We start from the raw sequence: 21,146 nt of genomic DNA, 5'->3' as shown, positions 1-21,146 counted from the left end.
TGACTATTTTAGCTTTCCTTGCGGATAGTAAGGGCCATACCAGAGGTAATAAGAACCATTGCGAATAGTGCAACTGCGCCAACGCTCGATCCTGTTTTAGCTAGACCAGTTCCCGTTGCCTGCTCCACAACCTTTGGAGATTGTGGCAACGTGGTTGCTGGTACGAGCGGCAGTGCTGGGATTGTTTTTGTGCCTGGGGTGAGTTTCATGGCTGGGATTGTTTTTGTGCCTGGGGTGAGTTCCATGGCTGGGATGACCTTTGTTGCTGTTAGCGTTAACCGGACTGCCATGTCTTTCATCTCTGGCACATTTCGCTTGAATGTTGTCCCTACAGGAACTTTCATCGTCAGCATAGCAATAGCAGTTTCGCCACCGTTTGCTTTGTCAGTTGCTGCATAGGAGAGTACCGAGTCTTTTAATGCCACATTCCAGGATTGTGGAGTAGCGGTTTCAAGTGTCAACTTGATGTCGGTTGCGTTAGGCAATACCGAGTGAATGTCGAAGCTCTGAGCTTCAGCTCCAGCAGTGACCTTCTTCTGAATTTCAGCAAGGTTCAAGTTATCGCAAGCATCGCCGATTCCATCGCTATCGGTGTCAAGCTGATCTTCATTCGCAACATCTGGGCAGTTGTCGATGCTTTGATCGACTAAGTCGCCATCTTCTGTCACATCAACCATGATGGTAGCGATTGCGGTTTGCTTGTCCTTATCTGTGATGGTAACCGAAACAGTATGCTCACCTACTGTTGTAAAAGCATGCGATATCTTGTTTTCTGATGTGGTGGCATCTGGTTTTCCATCGCCGTCGAAATCCCATGCATATGACTCAATGTCACTGTTGGGTGAGAAAGATCCATCAGCACTGAACTCAACAGTTGCACCTTGTTTTTGGGTTGGAACTTGACCGAGCTTTGCAGTAGGTGCTTCTAGAATCAGTGGACGTAAATCGCCGAGTAGCTGCATCCGACCACCAGTTCGGGTAAAGAGAGATGGGATGGGATCAGTGCGATCGGCGTCAAGATCGATGAGGTTAAACTCGACAGTGTTAGCTGCGAATGCGCTCAGGAGTAGCTTCTGAACTTCATCACCAAGCTTGGATGTATCCTTCAGTTCCGCATCGCCAATGACGACGACGATCTTGCGGGCTTCAGCACGCCAATCATGTGAATTAGTTACCGTTTTAAGAGTTGCCAAGAAATCTTGTGCATTCTGGTCTGTGGTTGTGTCTAAATTGTTAAGTGAGTTAAGAACGTCAGAAAGTTCGCCGAATGACGTTGTTGCAGCGGGTCCTTCAGCATGGGCATCTGCGTCATCTGCTGGTGCTGGATCAGTAGCTTCTGTTGGCTCAGTAGTTTCTGAAGGCTGAGCAGCAACAGCCTTAGGCTGGGAATCATCTGGTAGATCAGGTACAACTGATTCTACTGGAGAATTTGCTTCAGGCTGTGGAACATCTGGGATGTTGACTTCTGGCTGAGCTTTTTCGTAAGGAATCGGATCTTCTCCAACGTACGATTTCAAGCTGAACCGGGCTTGTTGGTCTGCGTTTGCAGAGGCGTCAAAAGTTTCCGTAGCGATGCGACGAATCTGCTTTTTAATCTCCGGAAGCTTTTCTTGTGTCTGTGCGGATGCCTCAACTAAGAAAGTAACATCGATTGGGCGAGCGTAGCTCTGCTGAACGTGTGCGGAACTTGGTACTCCGATTGTTTTATAGAGAAGCTTTCCGATCTCTTCGTGGCCAGTGATATTTGGATGATAGAACATCATGGTGTTCTTTGACCACTCTGCTTGAGTAATGCCGTTTTCGTCAGCGCGACCATTTTCTTCGGCTAGCTCGTTAAACCAGCGTTTTGGATTGTAGGCAAGTGAGCCTGGATCTGGTTCGTGGCCTTCAAAAGCAACATGAGTTGGAACGAATTTCACTTTCACATGTGAAGGAGCGCTATTCCACCCATTCACAAGATTAGTTTGCAGCTCAACTGCTTTTTTGCCAAAGGCTCGTACTTCACGTGAAGCATCGTATTTGTCGCCTGATCCAAACCAGCCGCTAGACAAGATGAACTCTTTGTCTAATGACAGATATGGGTATCCGACCATGACGATTTCAGCATCTGGTGATAAACGATTATTTAGCTGGCTAAGGATCTCTTCCACATTTTTAAAGGTCGCATCGATCTTATCGTTAGCTATAGAAATAGCTGCCTTACATTTGGCATATTCACCGACAGGATATGGGACAAAACATCCCGATATAATATTTTGAAACTCAATGTCATTACCACCGATAGTAAATAGTACGATATCGGAGTCTACTGGGACCTTAGAGATTTGCTTTTCGAGAACACCAGAAGTTACTTCTCCGGAGTGTGCCAGATTATGTACTGTGGTGTGAACGCCCGCAGCATTAAGCTGGTCAGCGTAAACGTGACCCCAGTTGCGCATACTCCGGTATGCTTCGGTTGGTCCATAATACAAACCAGCACCGTTACCGGCTGTATAGGAATCGCCAATAAGTGTCAACGTTAGGTATTTTTCATCCTGCTGTTGAGTAGTGTCCGCTAATGCGGGAGAGGCAGTGAATAATGATGTTGATAGTGCAACAAAACCTGCGAATAACTTCTTCGTTATAGATTTCATGAATCTAATAGTATGTTACAGACACTATTATTGGGAAGTTCTTCCCGAAAGGTGAGATATCTTCTGGTAAAGAGATCGTTAGTCGTTTAGTCGGCCCATATGAATCTTGTTTATTTGCACACCATAAAAGTGATTCGGGACATGAAGAATCGGCAACCCATCCGTCGTCGGTAGCTGCCTTCTGAAGGATTGCCAGCGTCTCGCCGTCGGCATTCTCACCAACAGTATACCGAACTTCGTACGGAAGAGATTTCCCCATAAAACCAGCCGGGGGAGTTTGCCAAAAATCTGTTGGCGCCAAGCCGAGCGCCGTCGGGCGCGAAATATCCTCCGCTAGCAAAGCCGACAAAGCCTTCGGCGTTCCCCAGTAATTGAGACTCTGTCCCCAACGCCAAATCCCAAATCCAACGGCGGTCACAACAATCAAGAAAACTGTGACGAAAATAGTCAGACGGTTTGTGAAAAACGACGTACTTGATGTGGAAGTGGACATGGTTGCTCCTTCGGATAAAGCCTTACCAGTAACTATAAATGTTGGGCAGCCAAATCGGAAAGACCTGACTGCCCAACAAATGAAAGAAAGGACTAATGCTTACTACGCGTTAGATAAACAAGAAATGGAAAACCGCATAGAAAACAGCTGCCACAATCGCGGCTGCCGGCATAGTTAAGAACCACGCGCCCACAATCGACTTCGTAACCGACCAACGCACAGCCGAAAGCCGCTTCGTTGCACCCGCACCCATAATCGCAGACGTGATAGTATGCGTCGTCGAAATCGGAGCATGGTACAAGAACGCCGTCGTATAAAGAACCGATGACGCCACCGATTCGGCAACAAACCCCTGCGACGGATCAAGATCGATAATCTTCGACCCCAACGTTTTCATGATTCGCCAGCCGCCAGAATACGTACCCAACGAAATCGCAGTAGCCGCACCGAGCTTAACCCACAACGGTACCGCATGTCCCTCATGGAATCCGCCAGCAACCAAAGCGAGAACAACAACGCCCATCGTCTTCTGTGCGTCCTGCAAGCCGTGCCCCAAAGCAGTTGCTGCTGCGGATACCGTTTGCGCGTAACGGAACCGGCGCATCGTAGGACGGTAGGCGAAGTTAGCGAAGATACGCATCACAATTGACATCAGTAGGTAAGCTAACACGAATCCTACAACCGGAGAGACAAACATCGGCAACACAACTTTTTCGCCAATAACGCTCCACTGAACTGAAATAGATGCGGCCAAGCCAGCACCAGCAAGTCCGCCGATCAATGCGTGCGACGACGACGACGGAAGCCCCAACCACCACGTTATGAGATTCCACGTAACTGCGCCAACAAGTCCAGAAAGGACAACGAACAAGGCTACGAGCTGATTATCAACGCCACTAATATCAACAATGCCAGATCCAATAGTTTCGGCAACGCCTGTTCCTAACAAAGCGCCAACAAAATTCATAACCGCAGCCATGATCAGAGCAGTTCGCGGTGCCAATGCTCGCGTAGCTACCGAAGTGGCAATAGCATTCGCGGCATCATGGAAGCCGTTAGTGAAATCGAATGCGAACGCAATCAAGATCACCATGCCAACGATAAGGGTAGTCGAAGTGAGCATCAGGACTCCTTGATCGCGATGCCCTCGATTGACACGGCTAAGGTTTCAAAACTGTCAATTGCTGCTTCGAGTGCATCGACCACGAACTTGATCTTCAAGACTTCTAAAGCGTTAGCGTCGTCGTCGGCAAAAATCTCTCGCATAAGCTTGCGATAGATCTTGTCGCCTTGGTTCTCAAGCTGGTTAATTTCCAACGCGAATTTCTTTGTGTGCTCACCCATCGACGCAATAAGCTTCATGGCGTCGTTCGTTAGAACTGCACACTTGGAAATGATATCAATCATCTCCAGTGCTTTTTCAGGAAGCTCATTAACTCGATATAGAACCATATTGTCGCCAGCTTCGTCGATCAAATCAACGATATCGTCAACAGTGGACACGAGAGCGTAAACATCTTCTCGGTCGTAAGGGAGAACAAAGCTGTGGGCAACCTTCTGCAAGACGTCATGCGTGCCGTCATCTGCGAGGTTTTCAACCTGGTGGAGTTTCTTGTTCAAATCCTTACGAGTTGAACGGTCGGCCGTACCCATCTGTGCCAAAATCTCAGCAGCAGAAACAATATGGTTAGCTTGCTTTGCGAACATTTCCAGCACGGCTTTACCCGGTGCAAATTTACTTAGACTCACAATGCCCTCAGAACACTAAGTGAACAGTTGTCGCTTTCACCTTACGTGGCTGAAGCTGAGTGTGCTTGTTAAACCAGCGATTAAGTTGATCCAAGTCGCATATTTCACAGGGCCTTTTGTCTCTGGACAGCCACCTCTTGAAGGTCCACCTAGCATAACTATGTGGTGACTATATAGTGGACAACTCGTAAATATGTTGTGAGAAACCGGTAAGATGGCGGTGTTTGTGACAAGAAGGTCCCCATGGAAAGAGGTGTAGGCGTGCCTGTTGATGACATGATTCAGAATATGACTGCCTGGCTAAGCGGTGTTAATAATTGGCTCTACACCTGGATAATGATCTGTGCCTTGGTGGGGACAGGTTTGTATCTCACTGTTTGTACTCGAGCAGTACAACTGCGGCACTTCAGTGGAATGGTTCGATACCTAGTTCAATCCCGGAAAGGTGCGCGGGGCGGAATCTCATCCTTTCAAGCATTTGCGATGGGGATGTCTACTCGTATTGGAATCGGGAATATCACTGGCATTGCGTTAGCCATGATTCTTGGTGGTCCCGGTTCACTATTTTGGATGTGGATGGTAGCTCTCGTGGGCATGGCCACTGCCTTTTCAGAGGCAACTTTGGCGCAGATCTTTAAATTCCGCCATAGTGATGGGTCTTTTCGGGGTGGTCCTGCCTCTTATATTTTGAATGGCTTGAAGTCGCGCAAGCTGGCTGTTGTTTTTGCGTCTGCCATGGTTTTTTGCATGTTTATCGCGATGCCAATGGTCCAGGCGAATACCATTGCGCACGTCATTTCAAGCGCTCATGGTATTGCTCCATGGGTTATTGGGCTGATTATTTCTGGGCTAACTGCACTCGTGCTTTTTGGCGGCGTGCGCCGGGTGGCTCAGGCAACCGAGGTTATTGCGCCGTTGATGGCGCTGTTCTACTTAGCTGTAGCCTTTATTATTATTTGCTTAAACATCGACGCAATTCCACAGTTCTTTGCTGACATTTTTGCTTCTGCTTTTGGTTTGCGGGAAACCTTCGTGGGGACGGGCTCAGCGTTCGTGGCGGCGTTGCTAAACGGAACGCGCCGTGGTTTGTTCTCTAACGAAGCTGGTATGGGGACAGCACCGAATGCTGCCGCGACAGCAACGGTAGATCATCCGGTTCAACAAGGTTTGATTCAAGGATTCGGAGTGTTTCTGGATACGGTTGTTATCTGTACGGCAACGGGATTCATTGTGTTTGCCACCGGAGTGCTTGATTACACGTCCGTAACTGCCGAAGATGCTGCTCACATCACTACGGATGCAATTACCAGAACGCTGGGACCTTGGATGGCGTGGCCAGTGTCAATCATGATTTTCTTCTTCGGATTCTCCTCAATATTGGGCGCTTATGCGTATGGTGAGGCTAATCTCGTGTTTTTGAAGAAATCCCGACCGCTTGAGCTGATCTCCCGAGCTATTTTGGTGGTTTTCAGCTTCATTGGCTCAATCATGGCGTTAACGTTTGTATGGACAGTTATGGACACTGCAATGTTTGTGGTGACGTTGCTGAACCTTGTTGCAATTTGGGCGTTGGCGCCGTGGATTGTGGCGTTACTTCAGGACTATGAGCGTCAGGACGGGGCTAATCCGGTGTTCCGGGCAGATCAGGCAATTTCAGGCGAACTGCCGTCCGATGTTTGGTGATTGGTATTCGTTGCGCGTAAAATCTCGAAATCCAGCACGGTAGGGGCCTATAGAGTGCTACCGTTTCGCTGGACGAGATTTTGCCCGTTGAGGACTGAGACAGGTGGCATCCGGTGCTCGCCAGTGTGTAAAAACGTGTCGATAATACGTTGAGTTTCCGGCCATCGATGCCATACATGTTCATAACTAAGACGCAGCACCGAATATCCGCGTAATTTAGCCTGCAGATCGCGCTCGCGGTCACGCATCACGTCGATTGGTTGGCTGTGAAAAGTGCTGCTGTCGCACTCGATAATGAGGGATTGTCCAACCAGTAGATCAACTCGTCCAACTCCCTCTACTGGTACCTGCGTTGCAACGAGATATTTTTTAGACAATAGATAGTTGCGTACCCGAGTTTCACTGCCAGACTGAGAATCTGCTGTGTAACGTTTCAATATCCGTTGCTTTTGGGATTGTGTGCGGGAGATCATGATGTCAGCTACATGGGATGTGATTTTGTGTTGGTTAAGTAAAGAATCCAATACAACCAACCCGGTTTCTGCATCATGATGCTGCAGAACTTGCTCAATAGCGTCGGTCAATGGAACAACTAGGTGGGGTGCCTGTGCTGGTGGGACGTGGGCGGCAACAGCAGATTTAGTCATGCACCGATGCACGATTGCATTTGATAAGTGCATGGCTGGTCCATACTTATTTGCAATGTAATGAGTATTTTTTGTGTACGGAACCCATCCACCGTATTCTTTTATCGCGGTCAGACATCCAATGAGGAGGCCGTTTTCGCAGGCTACTTTTGTCTGCCCAACAACTGGCTCTGTGGCATACCAGCGGTGGCCAACTGGAATTATTTTCTTAGTCTCTAGACATATTCGGAATGAATGCGGACCTGCAATTTGTTGTGCCTCACGACTATTTCTCCTAAAAACATGCATAACTCTAGTCCAGCAAAACCTGAACCTAGTTATGTTCCACGTAGCAAATCTGTGGAAAATATTTGGGGCTGTGGACAAATTCTGACACGTACAAAATCTCGAAATCCAGCACGGTAGGGGCCTATAGCACACTATCGTTTCGCTGGGCGAGATTTTGTGCGTGCTTCTCCGGCCCAGACGGAACCAGGGTCGGAGCCGCCGGGTGGGCGGCCAGGGCTGGGTAACGCAACAGGGGCCGCAGCCATTGGCCACGACCCCTGCCGAAGTCAAGGACACCGGATCCGAGAGCGCCTGTCGGCGCGAAGGCCGCTCGTAGCGGCAAATATTTGGAGCCCGGGGCTTTCACGACCCGGTGTCTTGCCTAAAACTATAATGGCCCCTGTTCTGGTTTGTCACCCCAAAATAGGTGCACACTTTCTATTCATAGTGCACAGTGTTGCAGGCTTGTTGCGGCGGTGCGGGTTCAACAAATCCACAGTTTGTGTTTCGTCCCATCTTTCCCAATAATTTGCCAGTTGTGAAACAATGTAATTTGTGAATACAACGGAACCACAATCAACCCTTGATGAAGTGTCTGCGTCGGTGCCGGCTCAGTCTGTGCCAGCGTCACCGCAACCCGCCTCACCGCAACCTGCCTCGCCGCAACCCGCCTCACCGCAACTTGCCTCGCCGCATCCGGCTCGGACTCCATCAGACCAGCTTTTGATCGCAGCTTGGGCAAAGCGAGCTGGCTATGCTCGTGCATTGGTCGGAATTTATGCCGCGACTTCATTGGCGGTTGGGGCTGTGTTCGGTCCGTATGCTATTGCTACTGCGGTGGCAATTATGAGCGCGATTTTTATTGCAGGATGGCCGAGCTTGCTCGATTTGCCGGCCCATGCAATCCCGCGCACAATGCTGACGTTGTTGGCTATCGCACTGATTGTGACGGGCCTTTTTGGGACTGTTGCACATTCGGCTATTGTCGGGGCGGCGAGTGTTATTGCTGCGTTCATTGCGGAAATGTTCCGCACCGATGGTCGGCCGCGACTGATTGAGCAGCTCTCAGGCGGTTTTGCTGGCGCGGTTGTGTTGATGTCGGGCTCGCTATGGATCCATGCAATGCGGCTAAGTCACGGTAAAAATGTTGTCATTGTGACTGCCATGGCTATAGCGATTGTGGCAGTTATGCATGCGTTTGATTCAGTGGCGGCGCGGATTGCTGGTTTTGTTAACGGTATTGCTTTTGCGATTGGTTTTGGCTATTTGACTCAGCTGTGGGTTGAATCGTCGGTGTTGATCGGGGTGTTCACGGCGAGCGCCTATTTACTGACTGCACGCGGAGTATTGGAAATGCCGTGCCCGTCGCCAGCGATTAATGGGGCGGCTCGGGCGATGATTCCGCCGTTGCTGGTGGGCGTTGTTGTGTTGATTGCTGGCTAGGCAGTAACTGCGATAGTCGTTTAGCCTTAGAGTATGGCTATTCGACTTCCTGAAAATTTAGTTCCTGAAAATACTGCTCTTGCGTGGATGATTGATTCGTGGGTCGGCGGCGGCATTCTTGAGTATGAGAATGTGGAGCCGGCGGCCTATCTTCACGAGGTGCGTTTTGATGCGTCCGACGGTGGCCCGTACTTGAAGGTCACGTCGAAGGTGTGGCTGGCGAATGAGCCGGCTGGTGTTGTAGATAAAGAGCTTTCTGGTCAGACTACGTACAATCAGCTGACTAAGCGCGAGTTGTGGATGCAGCACACGGGTTTTATCCGTGTTAATCCAGAGGCTGATAAGCGCAAGGATGGCTCGGTGGAGCTAGAGGCAATGTTGGCTTCTCCGGTTGGTGTATCACATGCGTGGGTTGGTTTGATTAATGGTCCGCGGTTGCAGATGGTGACTGATTCGGTGATGCGTTCCGGTTCGGGCGCGCAGATTGATGGTGTTAAGTTGATGGCGGGTTCGGTTGCTTCGGATCTGTTCTACGCGATCGATATGGCTGCTTTTGGTGCTGAAATGCGCTCGTATATGGCGGGCCGGTTGTCGCGAACGTTCGATGAGTCGGTTGATCCGGCTGGTGATGATGAGGCGCGCGCGTGAGTATTGACGACGACGCTGTGGTTCCGTCTCATTACGGCAACCCGTTTATAGAGGAGTCACGGTTGCGTTCAGGGGATGCTTTCACATTGCTGGATTGGGATGTGATTGCGGTTGCGGGCGTTGACCGGGCTAAGTTGCTTCATTTGATTTCGTCGCAAAACTTTGAGGTTTTGGCTGCTGGTGATTCGTCTGAGATGCTGGTGCTTGATGCGCAGGGCCACATTGCTCATGCGGCTGGCGTGGTTGTGTCCGCGGAGCAGGTGTGGCTGTTGACTGAGCATGGGCGTGGTGCTGCGTTGGCTGAGCATATTCGGCGGATGACGTTCATGATGCGGGTGGAGACGTCGGTTGTGGATGGTTCCGCGATTGGTTTGTTCACCGAGGTGTTGCCGGCCGAGCTTCGTGATCGGGCAGTGGTGGTTTGGAATGATCCGTGGCCGCTCACGGCAGTAGGTGGAGCTCACTATGGGGTTGCCGACGCCGATCATCCGGCTTTCGGGAGTCGGCGTTGCGTCGTCGTCGTTCCGCGTAGCGAAACTGACCGTGCGATCGAAACGTTACAAGAATCGGGGCTTTCTGCAGCGGGTTTGAGTGCGTGGGAGGCGGCGCGAGTGGCGGATTGGCGTCCGGCGCTGTCGCATGAAGCTGCTTATTCGACGTTGCCGCACGAGGTTGATTGGTTACGCACTGCGGTGCATTTGGAGAAAGGTTGCTATCCGGGGCAGGAGACCGTGGCGAAGCTGGTAAATCTGGGTAAGCCACCGCGTCGGTTGACGTTCTTGTATCTGGAAGTGGAAGAAGATTTGCCGGCTGTTGGTAGCGAGGTGACGCTGGATGGTAAGCCGGTTGGGGTGTTGACGTCGGTTGCTCGTTCGGTTGAGGATGGTCCGATCGGGTTGGCGTTGCTGAAACGGCAGGTTCCGGTTTCGGCTGTTGTTCAGGTCGGGGATGCGGTCGCATCTCAGGTGGAGATTGTGGGGCGTGCCGGGAAGTCGTCGGCGTCGCCACAGCAGCGTCCGGGAACCGGGTTGAATGCTCGCCGGTTGGGCGGTCCGGCACCAACGATGCAGGCGAAGTCGCTGGGAGGAAAATAGTGCGAGCTGTTATTCAGCGGGTGAAGCATGCGGGTGTGACGGTTGAGGGCCGAATTGTGGGCCAGATTGGTACCGGCTTGGCGGTGCTGGTTGGTATTACTCACGACGACGGGCCTGCCCAGGTAGCGAAGCTTGCAAAGAAAATTACGCAGCTGAAAATCATGAGGGATACTGGTGGGTCGGATGATCCGAAGAACCGAGTGAGCGTGGCGGATGCGGGCGGCAGTGTTTTGTTGGTGTCGCAGTTTACGTTGTATGCGGAGGCGCGTAAGGGGACGAAACCGTCGTGGTCGCATGCGGCGCCGGGGCCGGTTGCTCAACCTTTATTTGATCAGCTGGTGGATGCCGTGGGCGAATATGGACTTGACGTGCAAACCGGGGAATTTGGGGCGATGATGGATGTTGAGCTTCTCAACGATGGTCCATTCACTATAGTTCTTGATGTTTAAGTGTCAAGCCTGTGGCGAACGCGTTACCCTAAAATGGGTTTTTGTCGCTAAGGTAGGTGGCAGTTACATGATTTTGAAGGAGAAACCACATTGTTTGAACGGTTCACTGACCGCGCACGCCGAGTGATCGTGCTAGCGCAAGAGGAAGCACGCAACCTCAAGCATAACTATCTTGGCACCGAACATATTCTGCTGGGTCTGATTAAAGAAGGTGAAGGCGTAGCAGCTAAAGCGCTCGAAGCGCTAGATGTTTCTTTTGATGCTGTTCGTGATCAGGTTGTAGAAATTATTGGTGAAGGGCAAGAACAGCCATCTGGCCATATTCCGTTCACGCCTCGGGCTAAGAAAGTTCTTGAGTATGCGATGCGTGAGGGCCTGCAATTGGGTCACTCATATATTGGTACTGAGCACCTGTTGCTGGGCTTGTGTCGGGAGCAAGAAGGCGTAGCGGCCCAAGTTTTAGTTAAGCTCGATGCAGATTTGCCGAAGGTTCGCCAGCAGGTTACCCAGCTGTTGAGCGGGTATCAAGGTGGCAAAGAAGCTGTTGGCGTCGGTGGCGGTGGCCCGCGCGAAGGTGTTAAAGCTGGTTCTACTATTTTGGATCAGTTTGGTCGCAACCTCACTCAGTCTGCTCGGGATAACAAACTGGATCCGGTCATTGGCCGGCACACTGAAACTCAGCGCGTGATGCAGGTGCTTTCGCGCCGAAACAAGAATAATCCGGTTCTGATCGGTGAACCTGGTGTGGGTAAAACTGCCGTTGTTGAGGGTTTGGCTCAGGCTATTGCACATGGTGATGTGCCGGAGACTTTGAAGGATAAGCAGCTCTATTCGCTGGATATGGGTTCGCTTGTTGCCGGGTCGCGTTACCGTGGTGATTTCGAAGAGCGGATGAAGAAGATCTTGAAAGAGATCAACACCCGTGGCGATATTGTCTTGTTTATTGATGAGATTCATACGCTTGTTGGTGCGGGTGCAGCGGAAGGTGCGCTGGATGCTGCTTCGTTACTCAAGCCGATGATGGCTCGCGGTGAATTGCAGGTTATTGGTGCTACCACGCTTGATGAGTACCGCAAGCACATTGAGAAGGATGCGGCGCTTGAGCGCCGGTTCCAGCCAATTCAGGTGGAACAGCCGTCAGTGAAGGAAACGATTGCAATTCTGGAGGGTTTGCGCGATCGTTATGAGGCTTTCCATCGTGTGACGATTACTGATGAGGCGTTGGAAGCAGCGGCAACGATGGCAGATCGTTACATTAATGATCGTTTCTTGCCGGATAAGGCTATTGATCTTATCGATGAAGCAGGTGCTCGGTTGGCTATTCGGAAGATGACTGCGCCACCGGAGTTGCGTGAACTTGATGAGGAAATTACTGAAGTTAAGCGCCAGAAGGAAGCTGCTATTGATGGGCAGGATTTCGAAAAGGCAGCGGCTTTGCGTGATCAGGAGCAGCAACTGGCGCAGAAGCGTGAAGAGCGAGATAAGGCTTGGCGTGAAGGCGATCTTGACGTTGTTGCGGTAGTCGATGAGGATCTGATTTCCGAGGTTCTTTCGATGGCTACTGGTATTCCGGTCTTTAAGTTGACCGAAGCTGAATCGGCGAAGCTACTTCGTATGGAAGATGAGCTTCATAAGCGTGTGATTGGTCAGGATCAGGCTGTTAAGGCACTGTCGCAGGCTATTCGCCGTACTCGTGCGGGGCTGAAGGATCCGAACCGTCCGGGTGGATCGTTCATTTTTGCTGGACCAACCGGTGTTGGTAAGACTGAGCTTGCGAAGGCGTTGGCAGAGTTCTTGTTTGGTGATGAAGACGCTCTTATTACGCTGGACATGTCTGAGTTCCAGGAAAAGCATACGGTTTCACGATTGTTTGGTGCTCCTCCTGGATATGTTGGATATGACGAAGGTGGTCAGCTAACTGAAAAGGTTCGCCGTAAGCCGTTCTCGGTTGTGTTGTTTGATGAGGTTGAGAAGGCTCATCAGGATTTGTTCAATTCGTTGTTGCAGATTCTAGAAGAAGGCCGCTTGACTGATTCTCAGGGCCGAGTGGTTGATTTTAAGAACACCGTGATCATTATGACTACCAATCTTGGTACGAAGGATATTGCTCGAGGTGTTGCTACCGGCTTCCAGATCGATGGTGACCAGACGACCTCTTATGAGCGTATGAAACTTCGTGTTAATGACGAGTTGAAGAACCACTTCCGTCCCGAGTTCTTGAACCGCGTTGATGACATTATCGTCTTCCCGCAGTTGCAGAAGCCAGAGATCTTGCAGATTGTGGATCTAATGATTGGCAAGCTCGATGTCCGGTTGGCTGATCAGGGCATGAGCATTGTGCTGACGCAGAAGGCTAAAGATCTGCTTGCTGAACGCGGATATGATCCGGTTCTGGGTGCCCGTCCGTTACGTCGTGCCATTCAGCGCGATATTGAAGATGAGCTGTCTGAGAAGTTGCTGTTTGGTGAGTTCTCTAGTGGTCAAACGATCGTGGTTGATGTGAATGAGGAAAATATTCCAATGTCGTTCACTTTTACCGGTCAAGACTCTGACTATCGACTACCGGAAGGTGTCAAGCCGGCAGCCGAAGCTGAGCAGATTAATGGACTTGCCCAGCCAGCCTCGTTAGGGCCAGATGTGGATGACACGACGGCACAATCGGATAATTCCCTCATTGAGGAGTAGTATATTAGATACTGGTTTATAGCAATCGATGCGAGACATTTCTGTGGAGTGTCTCGCATCGATTGTTTATATTTTTGTTCTGTTTATTGTCTATAATAGAGTATTGACAGAATTTTCAGAAAATATTGAGGTTATATATGCGTAGGCGCAAGAAGATTGCTGTTTTATCAACTATCACAGGGCTATTTCTTGCCCTGTTTGTTGTTCTTCCGGTAACTAACACGCCTGCGAATGCGCAGTATGGTGACGGTGGTTCTGATAAGAGATATGGCTCGAAGTATGCAGGAGTAATTGACTGGATTGATTGGTCGAAACGGTATGAAGATACGGATGATGAGAAGATCATCGTTAGCGATCTAGGTGATCCGAAGCCCTGGAAAGATAAAAGTAGCCCTCTGTATGGCAAGGGTGGGGGCGCTGGCGGCGATTATTCTGCATGGATATACGGGACAGAGTTGCATAAGCCCTATGTGGTAAAAAGCTATAATGCTATCGGGGCAGCTACGTTAATTACGACGTGTCGGATGTCTGATTTTCATCCAGACAAAAACGTATCTGCTGAAGTGCTTGACAATAAAAAAACTTGGCTTGCTTTTGAAACTCCGGGAAGAAGAGGTTGGGCTAATCACTGGGATAAAGTGTATCAGTCCTACGATCCGAATAAAGAAAAAGGAATGCCGGTAGGTATAGGTTTGGCAGGTAACGCATCAAGAGATGTGAGCTTTGATCTTGACTGTTCCGCAAATATTAAGAGTGTTAATAACGGAGTCGTGTCTATTAGTCCGGTTCCGATTAAAGGTCTTGTCATTTCAGATCCTGAAACGTTAACTAAAAATGAGACGATAAATATCGTTCCGGTGAAAGCTCAGGACGATTCCATTGTGCGCTGGAAGATGCTAGAAGGTAATGATTTCGGCAAAGATTTATCGGGCCAAGTTGTAGTGGGGACTCCAGATAACGCGTTCGGAAACGATTATCCAGCGACTACCGTCAAGAGCTTGACTCACTTTAATTCCAAGAAGCTTGACTTTGGCAAATCGCTAAGATGGACAGTCCGTGATAACGATCAACCGTTCGAAACCTTGTATGCAGAAGATGCTACCGGTATGCATGTTTATATTCACCGGCCAGGTGGTGGAAATGCGGTCTATATTGCTTTAGGTGTGGTTGTCGGAGTTGATTTTAGTGACGGCAAGGAGATTGACGGAAAAGTATACGATCAGGCAGGTGCCGTTGTTCAGCCAGATATTATCGGGAGACCTCTTGAGGGTGGCACTAACCGACAGCCAATTGAGTTGAATGCAAAGTCGAACAGCCTTGGCTCAAAGTATCTCTATGAAACGTCGCTGAACTATCAGGTCACTCCATATTTGGGAGAAAAAGGACCGGACCTTGATACTCACTATGTTAATGGTGGCAGAGGCTGGTCTAACTTAATTGGTGATGACCAAACAGGTGATGATGATGAAGATGCGTTTGATCGTCCTTTGCTTGTTGCTGCTCAGCCCGGTACTGTGACTCAAGATATCCCGTGTATGCCTGCTGAACAGGGTGAAACTCATGTGTCGGGATGGCTGGACTGGAATGCTGACGGTCACCTGGATGACAAAACCGAGCGCGCAAATGGTACTTGTAGCGGAAAGACGGCAACACTCACATGGGATGTTACTGAAGACATGGTTAAAGGTTTAACGAGTACCCCCTCAAAGAGTCTGTTGCGCTTAGTCATCACTACTGCTGGTACAGATACGTATTCGTATGATTCTATTGTTCCAGACGGTGAAGTTGAAGATCATCCAGTGACTCTAGTTCGTCCAAGGTTGTCGATTACTAAAAAAATGGTGGATGATAGCGGAGCTACCATAGGAAGCGATAGCTTAGCTGGGTTTGTCTTCAAGACAGTGTATGACAGTGCATTGTTGACGATAACAGATCCCGAAAAGCAAACGGATACTTCGGGTGTGGTCAACTGGCCGTTAGCTTTTAAGGATCTTGAGACTCGAAGCTTGGATATTCGTGATGCTCAACCTCAAGAGGAAGCTACGCTCACTGTTGCTGAAGTAAATAGTGGTGAGTTGGGCTACGCACCTTATTCGGTGGACTGCCATTCTAATATTACGGGTGATGGTAGTGAAAATGGTCAACTAGTTTATGCTTGGCCTGAAGCAGAATCTTTAGAACCTAGAGTCAAAGCAGATGATAAGGCTTTCAGCTTAACTATTAAGCCTACTACTATTGGTTCTTGTACGGTTAAAAATCAAAAATACGCTCAGATTTCGGTTACTCCTCAAGTTAGTTTTCTGAATTTGCCACAGCAACTGGGAGCTACTGATCAGCTCTTTAAGGGTTCTTTTACATGTACTCCGCCAACCCATCAAGGCACGTCATTCCCGCAGCTGACTGAGGTAACTGGAGAATGGGAAGCGAGCCTGGGCCAACCATGGACGTCAGATCCGAAAGAACACTATATTGTTCCGGGATCAACGTGTTCTGTAACGTCAGTTGTACCAAGTGACCCGCAAATAGGCCCTATTGCAAATAATTCAGAATACGTGTGGAGTAAAAAGGCCTCTGGTGACTATGAATATTCAGCTACGAAGGTTAACAAGGCTACTCAATCCGTGCAGAATATTGATGTCAGTATTCATGCTAAGCAGGTAGAGACTGCCAGTGTTTATTGGAAGAATCTCAATCGCGCAGAGAAAGAGATCTCACCAGCAACATTCAAACTCAGCTCAGAAAGTGCTGGTTTCAATGTTGAGGACATAATCGACTGTACTCAGGAACCATGCCAGGGCATGGATAAGGATTCAAGACCTGGACATTACCGAGTTGATGACGTGAAATTGGGAGACAATTACGTGTTGACTCAAATCGTGGCCCCCACTGGATATGAGCTTGCTGCGCCAACAAAGCCGTTTAATGTTGTGGCAAAAGATATTGGACATGGTAAAGAGATAGGTCCGGTTTATAACGACCGCATTTCAGCTAATCTTCTGCCTTCTTTGCCACTTAGTGGTGGGATGAGTGCAGTGCTATTCACGCTGATTGGTGCGTGCGGAATGCTTTTGGCCTCTGCTACTGGATATAGCACGTTGCGTACGAAGTGGATGGAAAAGGGTGATAACTGACCAGCTATTTTGCACAATTGTTCGTAAAAATACATATTCTATGATCTCTAATTCAAGAAGGTAAGGAAAACATGAAAAAACATGGAAAGATGCGCAAACGTTTGGTCGCTTTTGCGCTTGGAACAACGCTACTGGCTAGCGTAGGTACCTCTGTAGCGTTTGCTGACATCGATGATGTGAAGCCAGCAGCTGGCAACATCGATACTACTCAAAAAGGTAGCATTACTATCCATAAGCTTCAGAACCCTGATAATGGTATGAACGGAAACGGTGCAGAAAATACCGGACTGGCCAACAAAGGTATTCCTGGCGTAACCTTTACCTACCAAAAGGTGCAAGACATTGATCTAACCAAGAATGAAGGTTGGACGAAGGTTAAGGATCTCAAGATTGATGGTGATGGTTCGGTTAAATCTCAAGACGGTGCTACAACCTATGACCTTGACGGAGCAAAGACTACTGGTGCGACTGATAAGCAAGGCATGATTTCAGCTTCTGGTCTTGGACTGGGCGTTTACCTTGTGAAAGAAGCTACAGTTCCATCCAATGTAGTGGCGAAAGCAGCTCCGTTCTTGGTAACGGTGCCATTCCCAAGCAAGACTCAGGGATGGTTGTATGATGTTCACGTGTACCCCAAGAATACCGTGTTGAAACCTACTGATAAGCCAGTAAAGCAAGTTCAAAATGCGGGTGAGATCCATTTCCCTGGGGACGTTATCAGCTGGGTTATCGATCAAAAAGTTCCTCAATTAGGTTCAAAAGATAAAATTACAAAGTTTGTGATCGAAGATCAGCTTCCTGAAGGTGTGGATAAGCCTGTAGATGGTGGCGTGACAGTTACTGTGAAGCATGCTAATGGCTCAGGTGCTGAAACAGTGAAATATACTAAGGACATTTCCGAATCGAAGTTAGTCACGATTACATTCGACGTTAATACGTTAACCGCAGGTGACCAGATCACCGTCGACATCGTTACCAAGATCTCTGAAAATATCACTGGCTCGCTGACCAACCAGTCACATACCAAGGTTAAGGTTGGTGATGAACCTGAAAAAGATTTCCCGTCTTCTCCAACGCCTGGAACAGATAATGATGAACCAGATAAAGAGACACCTAAAACTGAAACTAAGTTTGCGGAATTGAAGATCACCAAGAAGAATAAAGATGATCAGCTATTGAACAAGGCTGAGTTTGAGGTTTTAGCAGGTACTTGTGCAACCGTTAGTGAGCAGACTTCTAAGAGGTCGCTGACTACTGGTGCTAAGCCAGCACATACAACTCAGGCAAATGGTGTTGCCGCGATTATGGTGACACCTGGTGCATACTGCGTCAAGGAAACCGCTGCTCCTGTCGGATACGAGATTGATCCAACATATACACAAGGTATGGATGTTAATGTAGTTGAAAATGATGGTGCTACACTCGACGTTGTCAACCTCCGAGCAAATGATGAGGGCGGTTCTGCTCTTCCGAAGCTCCCACTTACTGGTGCTGCAGGATTCATTCTTCTTACCTTTGCTGGCGTTGCTATCGTGGCAACCGCAGTCGGTACCGGTTTTGTTGCTGTTGGTCGCAAGAAGCGTGAGCAAGAAGCATAAGTAGGTTCTTTGTTTAACGTTCCTATGCTGAAGTAATGTGGCGGTGTTGAGTGCCCTCGGCGCTTGACGCCGCCACATTCGTATGATCTAAAGAAGGTTTATGTGCGTAAGATAAAAACACTGTCACACAGCAACACAAAAACAAAACGCCGTTGTTTCCGTCCCTCTGGAATGGGAATCATAACGGCAGTCTTGCTACTACTCGGCACCACAGTGTTCCTCTATCCGCACGCCTCCCAATGGGTCAACCAAGCCCGGCAAGCAGCAATCGTTAGCGCATACAAAAAAATCGTCGACAAAGTTGAACCAGACGAGGCGACACAAATTACTGAAGCTCGGCGATACAACGACTACTTAGCAAAAGAACAACTCGTTGATATTGATGGTCACGTACCAACTATTCGCGAATCTGCCATCACCCCGGAAAGCCTCGGGCTCGCGCCGTACAAGGAACAGCTCGAAGCAGACAACACCGGATTGATGGCACGAATTCGGGTGCCAGCGGCTGATATCGATCTGCCAATCTACCACGGAACATCAGATATTACGCTCCTGCGCGGTGCAGGACATCTTCAAGGTACAGCCTTGCCGATCGGCGGCAAAGGAACACGTACAGTCATTACTGCACACCGCGGACTCGCAGATTCAGCAATGTTCACGTATCTTGATCGCGCCAAAATCAGTGACACGTTTAGCATCGAAACTTTCGGACAACTACTCGTCTATAAAATCTATGACATCAAAGTAGTTGCCCCAGAAGAATCCGAAACCATCAAACCGGTCCCAGGCAAAGACCTCGCAACACTGATCACCTGTACTCCGCTAGGGATCAACACCCACCGAATAGTTGTCACAGGCGAACGGATCATACCAACACCGGCCAAAGACCTCGATTCTCTTGGGGCAGAATCTGACTTACCACATTTCCCGTGGTGGATAGTGATCTGGTGTGGTGCATTTATTTTTTCGCTCTGGTTCGTGTGGTTTACTCGCCGTGAAGATGACGACGACGAACCGTCGGCTACTCCAGAGTTGCACAATGACTAGTCCAACATCTATGCTCTAACCATGATCACATTGAATCGAAACTGGTGGTGGCTCGCGTAGGCGGGCCGTTTAGTGACGATTCTTTCCGGTTCGCTCATACTTCTTTGAAGTAGCGGACCGGTTTTTGTTTCTGAGTAGGCTGCCTCAAGAAGTGTTCTGCTACATACTTCGATGAAAGGCATACTCATGACTCGTTCTACTCTTCTTAATGCTTACTTTGGTCAGTTCGGTGGCCAGTACGTGCCGGACAAGCTTCTGCCGGTGCTAGACCAGCTAGAAGCCGCGTATGTTGCGGCGCTTGCAGATCCGGAATTTTTCCGTGAACTTAATGATCTGCGCGCTAACTTCCTCGGCCGGCCTACCCCGATCACTGAGTGCGCAAACTTGCCGTTTACACAGCCGGAGAGCCGTCGTCAGGTGCGTATTTTTCTTAAACGAGAAGACCTTGTCCACGGCGGTGCGCATAAAGGAAACCAGGTATTGGCTCAAGCGTTGATCGCGAAGCGGCTCGGCAAGACCCGCTTGGTTGCGGAAACTGGTGCTGGTCAGCATGGTACCGCTACTGCGATGGTGGCGGCGTTGATGGGAATGGATTGCACCATCTATATGGGTGCGAAAGACGTGGCGCGTCAGCAACCGAACGTGTTGCGGATGCGCATGATGGGCGCCAGGGTAGTTCCGGTTAATGCTGGGGAAAGCTCAATGTCGCAAGCGATCAATGTTGCGTTGGATGATTGGGTAGAAAATCTTGAAACGACGCATTATCTGCTTGGTTCTGCGTGTGGTCCGCATCCGTTCCCAACCCTCGTTAAAGAGTTCCAAGCAGTTATTTCACGGGAATCGCGCCAGCAAATGTTAGAGCGTATTGGCCGGTTGCCGGACATGGTGGTCGCATCAGTGGGTGGTGGGTCGAACGCGATTGGCGCGTTTGCTGATTATCTCACCGATAAGCCGGGCAACGACCAGGTCCGATTGATCGGCGTGGAGCCGGCGGGCGAAGGCTTGGATTCGGGTAAGCACGGCGCGCCGCTTGAGCGTGGAAAAATCGGGCTACTCCATGGCAGTAAGTCGTATGTGTTGTTGGGGGAGTCTGGCGAGGTTGACGAATCCTATTCAGTTTCGGCTGGTCTGGATTATCCTGGTGTTGGTCCGGAACATGCTTATTTGATGGAAAGTGGCCGCGCACAGTACGTGGGTATCACTGATGCTGAAGCTCTCCAAGCGTTCCGTTTGCTCTCGCGTTATGAAGGGATTATTCCGGCTCTGGAATCGGCTCACGCGGTCGCTTACGCTTTGAAGTTTGCCCAGTCGGTTTCCGACGACGGCGATTCCGAGCTAGCTATTCTTGTTAATCTATCTGGTCGCGGTGACAAAGATGTGGAATATGTTCACAACATTCTCGGAGACTTGCTGTATGAGGATCCGCGGGTGTCTCCAGTGACTGATCCTGCTGTTGCTGAGGTGTTGGCTCAGATGACAGCAGAATCGAACCACCGCGAAGGGCTTGACATCGAAAATATCGATGTCAAGCCCTTCAATTTGTTAATGCGCTAGAATCAACCCGGTCCGACTTTTCACG

15 protein-coding genes are annotated in these 21,146 nt (G+C 49.5%); 10 read left to right on the top strand and 5 right to left on the bottom strand.

The features are described 5' to 3' along the window. Positions 1–8 precede the first annotated feature (8 nt). From BLT51_RS01080 to BLT51_RS01065, 4 genes are all read right to left on the bottom strand, one after another. Positions 9–2,633 carry a GDSL-type esterase/lipase family protein gene (locus BLT51_RS01080; protein ID WP_091278857.1) on the bottom strand — a complete coding sequence of 875 codons (2,625 nt, stop codon included), beginning with the start codon at positions 2,631–2,633 and terminating at the stop codon, positions 9–11. Positions 2,634–2,637: 4 nt separating this feature from the next. Continuing rightward, complete coding sequence (locus BLT51_RS01075) at positions 2,638–3,126, bottom strand: hypothetical protein (protein ID WP_091278855.1); 489 nt, start codon at positions 3,124–3,126, stop codon at positions 2,638–2,640. A 109-nt stretch (positions 3,127–3,235) separates the two neighbouring features. Next, entirely contained in the window at positions 3,236–4,249 is a 1,014-nt protein-coding gene (locus BLT51_RS01070) for an inorganic phosphate transporter (RefSeq protein WP_091278853.1), read from the bottom strand. After that, entirely contained in the window at positions 4,249–4,875 is a 627-nt protein-coding gene (locus BLT51_RS01065; protein WP_172801287.1) for a DUF47 domain-containing protein, read from the bottom strand. Before BLT51_RS01065 ends, BLT51_RS01070 begins: the two co-directional genes overlap by 1 nt. Positions 4,876–5,118: 243 nt before the next feature. Here BLT51_RS01065 and BLT51_RS01060 point away from each other — a divergent pair, with 243 nt between their 5' ends. Further along, positions 5,119–6,558, top strand: a complete 1,440-nt coding sequence (locus BLT51_RS01060) for an alanine/glycine:cation symporter family protein (protein WP_091278849.1) — start codon at positions 5,119–5,121, stop codon at positions 6,556–6,558. A gap of 47 nt (positions 6,559–6,605) precedes the next feature. Here the strand turns inward: BLT51_RS01060 and BLT51_RS01055 are convergent, their stop codons facing one another. Next, the gene (locus BLT51_RS01055; RefSeq protein ID WP_091278846.1) at positions 6,606–7,493 is read right to left on the bottom strand and encodes an endonuclease domain-containing protein; all 888 of its coding nucleotides are present in this window, start codon (positions 7,491–7,493) and stop codon (positions 6,606–6,608) included. A 534-nt stretch (positions 7,494–8,027) separates the two neighbouring features. Between BLT51_RS01055 and BLT51_RS09225 the strand changes: the two genes are divergently transcribed. The 9 genes from BLT51_RS09225 (at position 8,028) to trpB (ending at position 21,121) form a co-directional block, all read left to right on the top strand. Continuing rightward, the gene (locus tag BLT51_RS09225; protein ID WP_091278845.1) at positions 8,028–8,915 is read left to right on the top strand and encodes a hypothetical protein; all 888 of its coding nucleotides are present in this window, start codon (positions 8,028–8,030) and stop codon (positions 8,913–8,915) included. A gap of 33 nt (positions 8,916–8,948) precedes the next feature. Next, positions 8,949–9,563, top strand: a complete 615-nt coding sequence (locus BLT51_RS01045) for an FABP family protein (protein ID WP_091278842.1) — start codon at positions 8,949–8,951, stop codon at positions 9,561–9,563. Beyond that, on the top strand, positions 9,560–10,657 hold the full coding sequence (gene ygfZ, locus BLT51_RS01040) for a CAF17-like 4Fe-4S cluster assembly/insertion protein YgfZ (protein ID WP_091278840.1): 1,098 nt from the start codon (positions 9,560–9,562) through the stop codon (positions 10,655–10,657). The genes BLT51_RS01045 and ygfZ overlap by 4 nt, the downstream gene beginning before the upstream one ends. After that, positions 10,657–11,106 (top strand): D-aminoacyl-tRNA deacylase, encoded by a 450-nt coding sequence (gene dtd / locus BLT51_RS01035; protein WP_091278836.1) that lies wholly within the window; start codon positions 10,657–10,659, stop codon positions 11,104–11,106. Before ygfZ ends, dtd begins: the two co-directional genes overlap by 1 nt. A 90-nt stretch (positions 11,107–11,196) precedes the next feature. After that, complete coding sequence (locus BLT51_RS01030; RefSeq protein ID WP_091278833.1) at positions 11,197–13,791, top strand: ATP-dependent Clp protease ATP-binding subunit; 2,595 nt, start codon at positions 11,197–11,199, stop codon at positions 13,789–13,791. 137 nt (positions 13,792–13,928) lie between these two features. Continuing rightward, positions 13,929–16,922: a CshA/CshB family fibrillar adhesin-related protein gene (locus BLT51_RS01025; RefSeq protein ID WP_091278830.1), complete on the top strand. Its 2,994-nt coding sequence runs from the start codon at positions 13,929–13,931 to the stop codon at positions 16,920–16,922. A 71-nt stretch (positions 16,923–16,993) separates the two neighbouring features. Continuing rightward, complete coding sequence (locus BLT51_RS01020) at positions 16,994–18,520, top strand: SpaH/EbpB family LPXTG-anchored major pilin (protein ID WP_091278827.1); 1,527 nt, start codon at positions 16,994–16,996, stop codon at positions 18,518–18,520. Positions 18,521–18,622: 102 nt separating this feature from the next. After that, a complete protein-coding gene (locus BLT51_RS01015; protein WP_091278824.1) occupies positions 18,623–19,567 on the top strand; it encodes a class C sortase in 945 nt (314 codons plus the stop codon). Positions 19,568–19,753: 186 nt separating this feature from the next. Beyond that, positions 19,754–21,121, top strand: a complete 1,368-nt coding sequence (gene trpB / locus BLT51_RS01010; RefSeq protein ID WP_091278822.1) for a tryptophan synthase subunit beta — start codon at positions 19,754–19,756, stop codon at positions 21,119–21,121. Positions 21,122–21,146: the final 25 nt, after the last annotated feature.

This window comes from Arcanobacterium phocae (assembly GCF_900105865.1).
GTDB classification, from domain to species: domain Bacteria; phylum Actinomycetota; class Actinomycetes; order Actinomycetales; family Actinomycetaceae; genus Arcanobacterium; species Arcanobacterium phocae.
Note: the sequence above shows the minus strand (reverse complement) of the source record. Positions and strands in the feature narration are given on the sequence as shown.

Coding starts and splice junctions, on each gene's coding strand:
- BLT51_RS01080 (WP_091278857.1), bottom strand. CDS start 2,633: ATGAAATCTATAACGAAGAAGTTATTCGCAGGTTTTGTTGCACTATCA.
- BLT51_RS01075 (WP_091278855.1), bottom strand. CDS start 3,126: ATGTCCACTTCCACATCAAGTACGTCGTTTTTCACAAACCGTCTGACT.
- BLT51_RS01070 (WP_091278853.1), bottom strand. CDS start 4,249: ATGCTCACTTCGACTACCCTTATCGTTGGCATGGTGATCTTGATTGCG.
- BLT51_RS01060 (WP_091278849.1), top strand. CDS start 5,119: ATGGAAAGAGGTGTAGGCGTGCCTGTTGATGACATGATTCAGAATATG.
- BLT51_RS01055 (WP_091278846.1), bottom strand. CDS start 7,493: ATGCATGTTTTTAGGAGAAATAGTCGTGAGGCACAACAAATTGCAGGT.
- BLT51_RS01045 (WP_091278842.1), top strand. CDS start 8,949: ATGGCTATTCGACTTCCTGAAAATTTAGTTCCTGAAAATACTGCTCTT.
- BLT51_RS01025 (WP_091278830.1), top strand. CDS start 13,929: ATGCGTAGGCGCAAGAAGATTGCTGTTTTATCAACTATCACAGGGCTA.
- BLT51_RS01020 (WP_091278827.1), top strand. CDS start 16,994: ATGAAAAAACATGGAAAGATGCGCAAACGTTTGGTCGCTTTTGCGCTT.
- trpB (WP_091278822.1), top strand. CDS start 19,754: ATGACTCGTTCTACTCTTCTTAATGCTTACTTTGGTCAGTTCGGTGGC.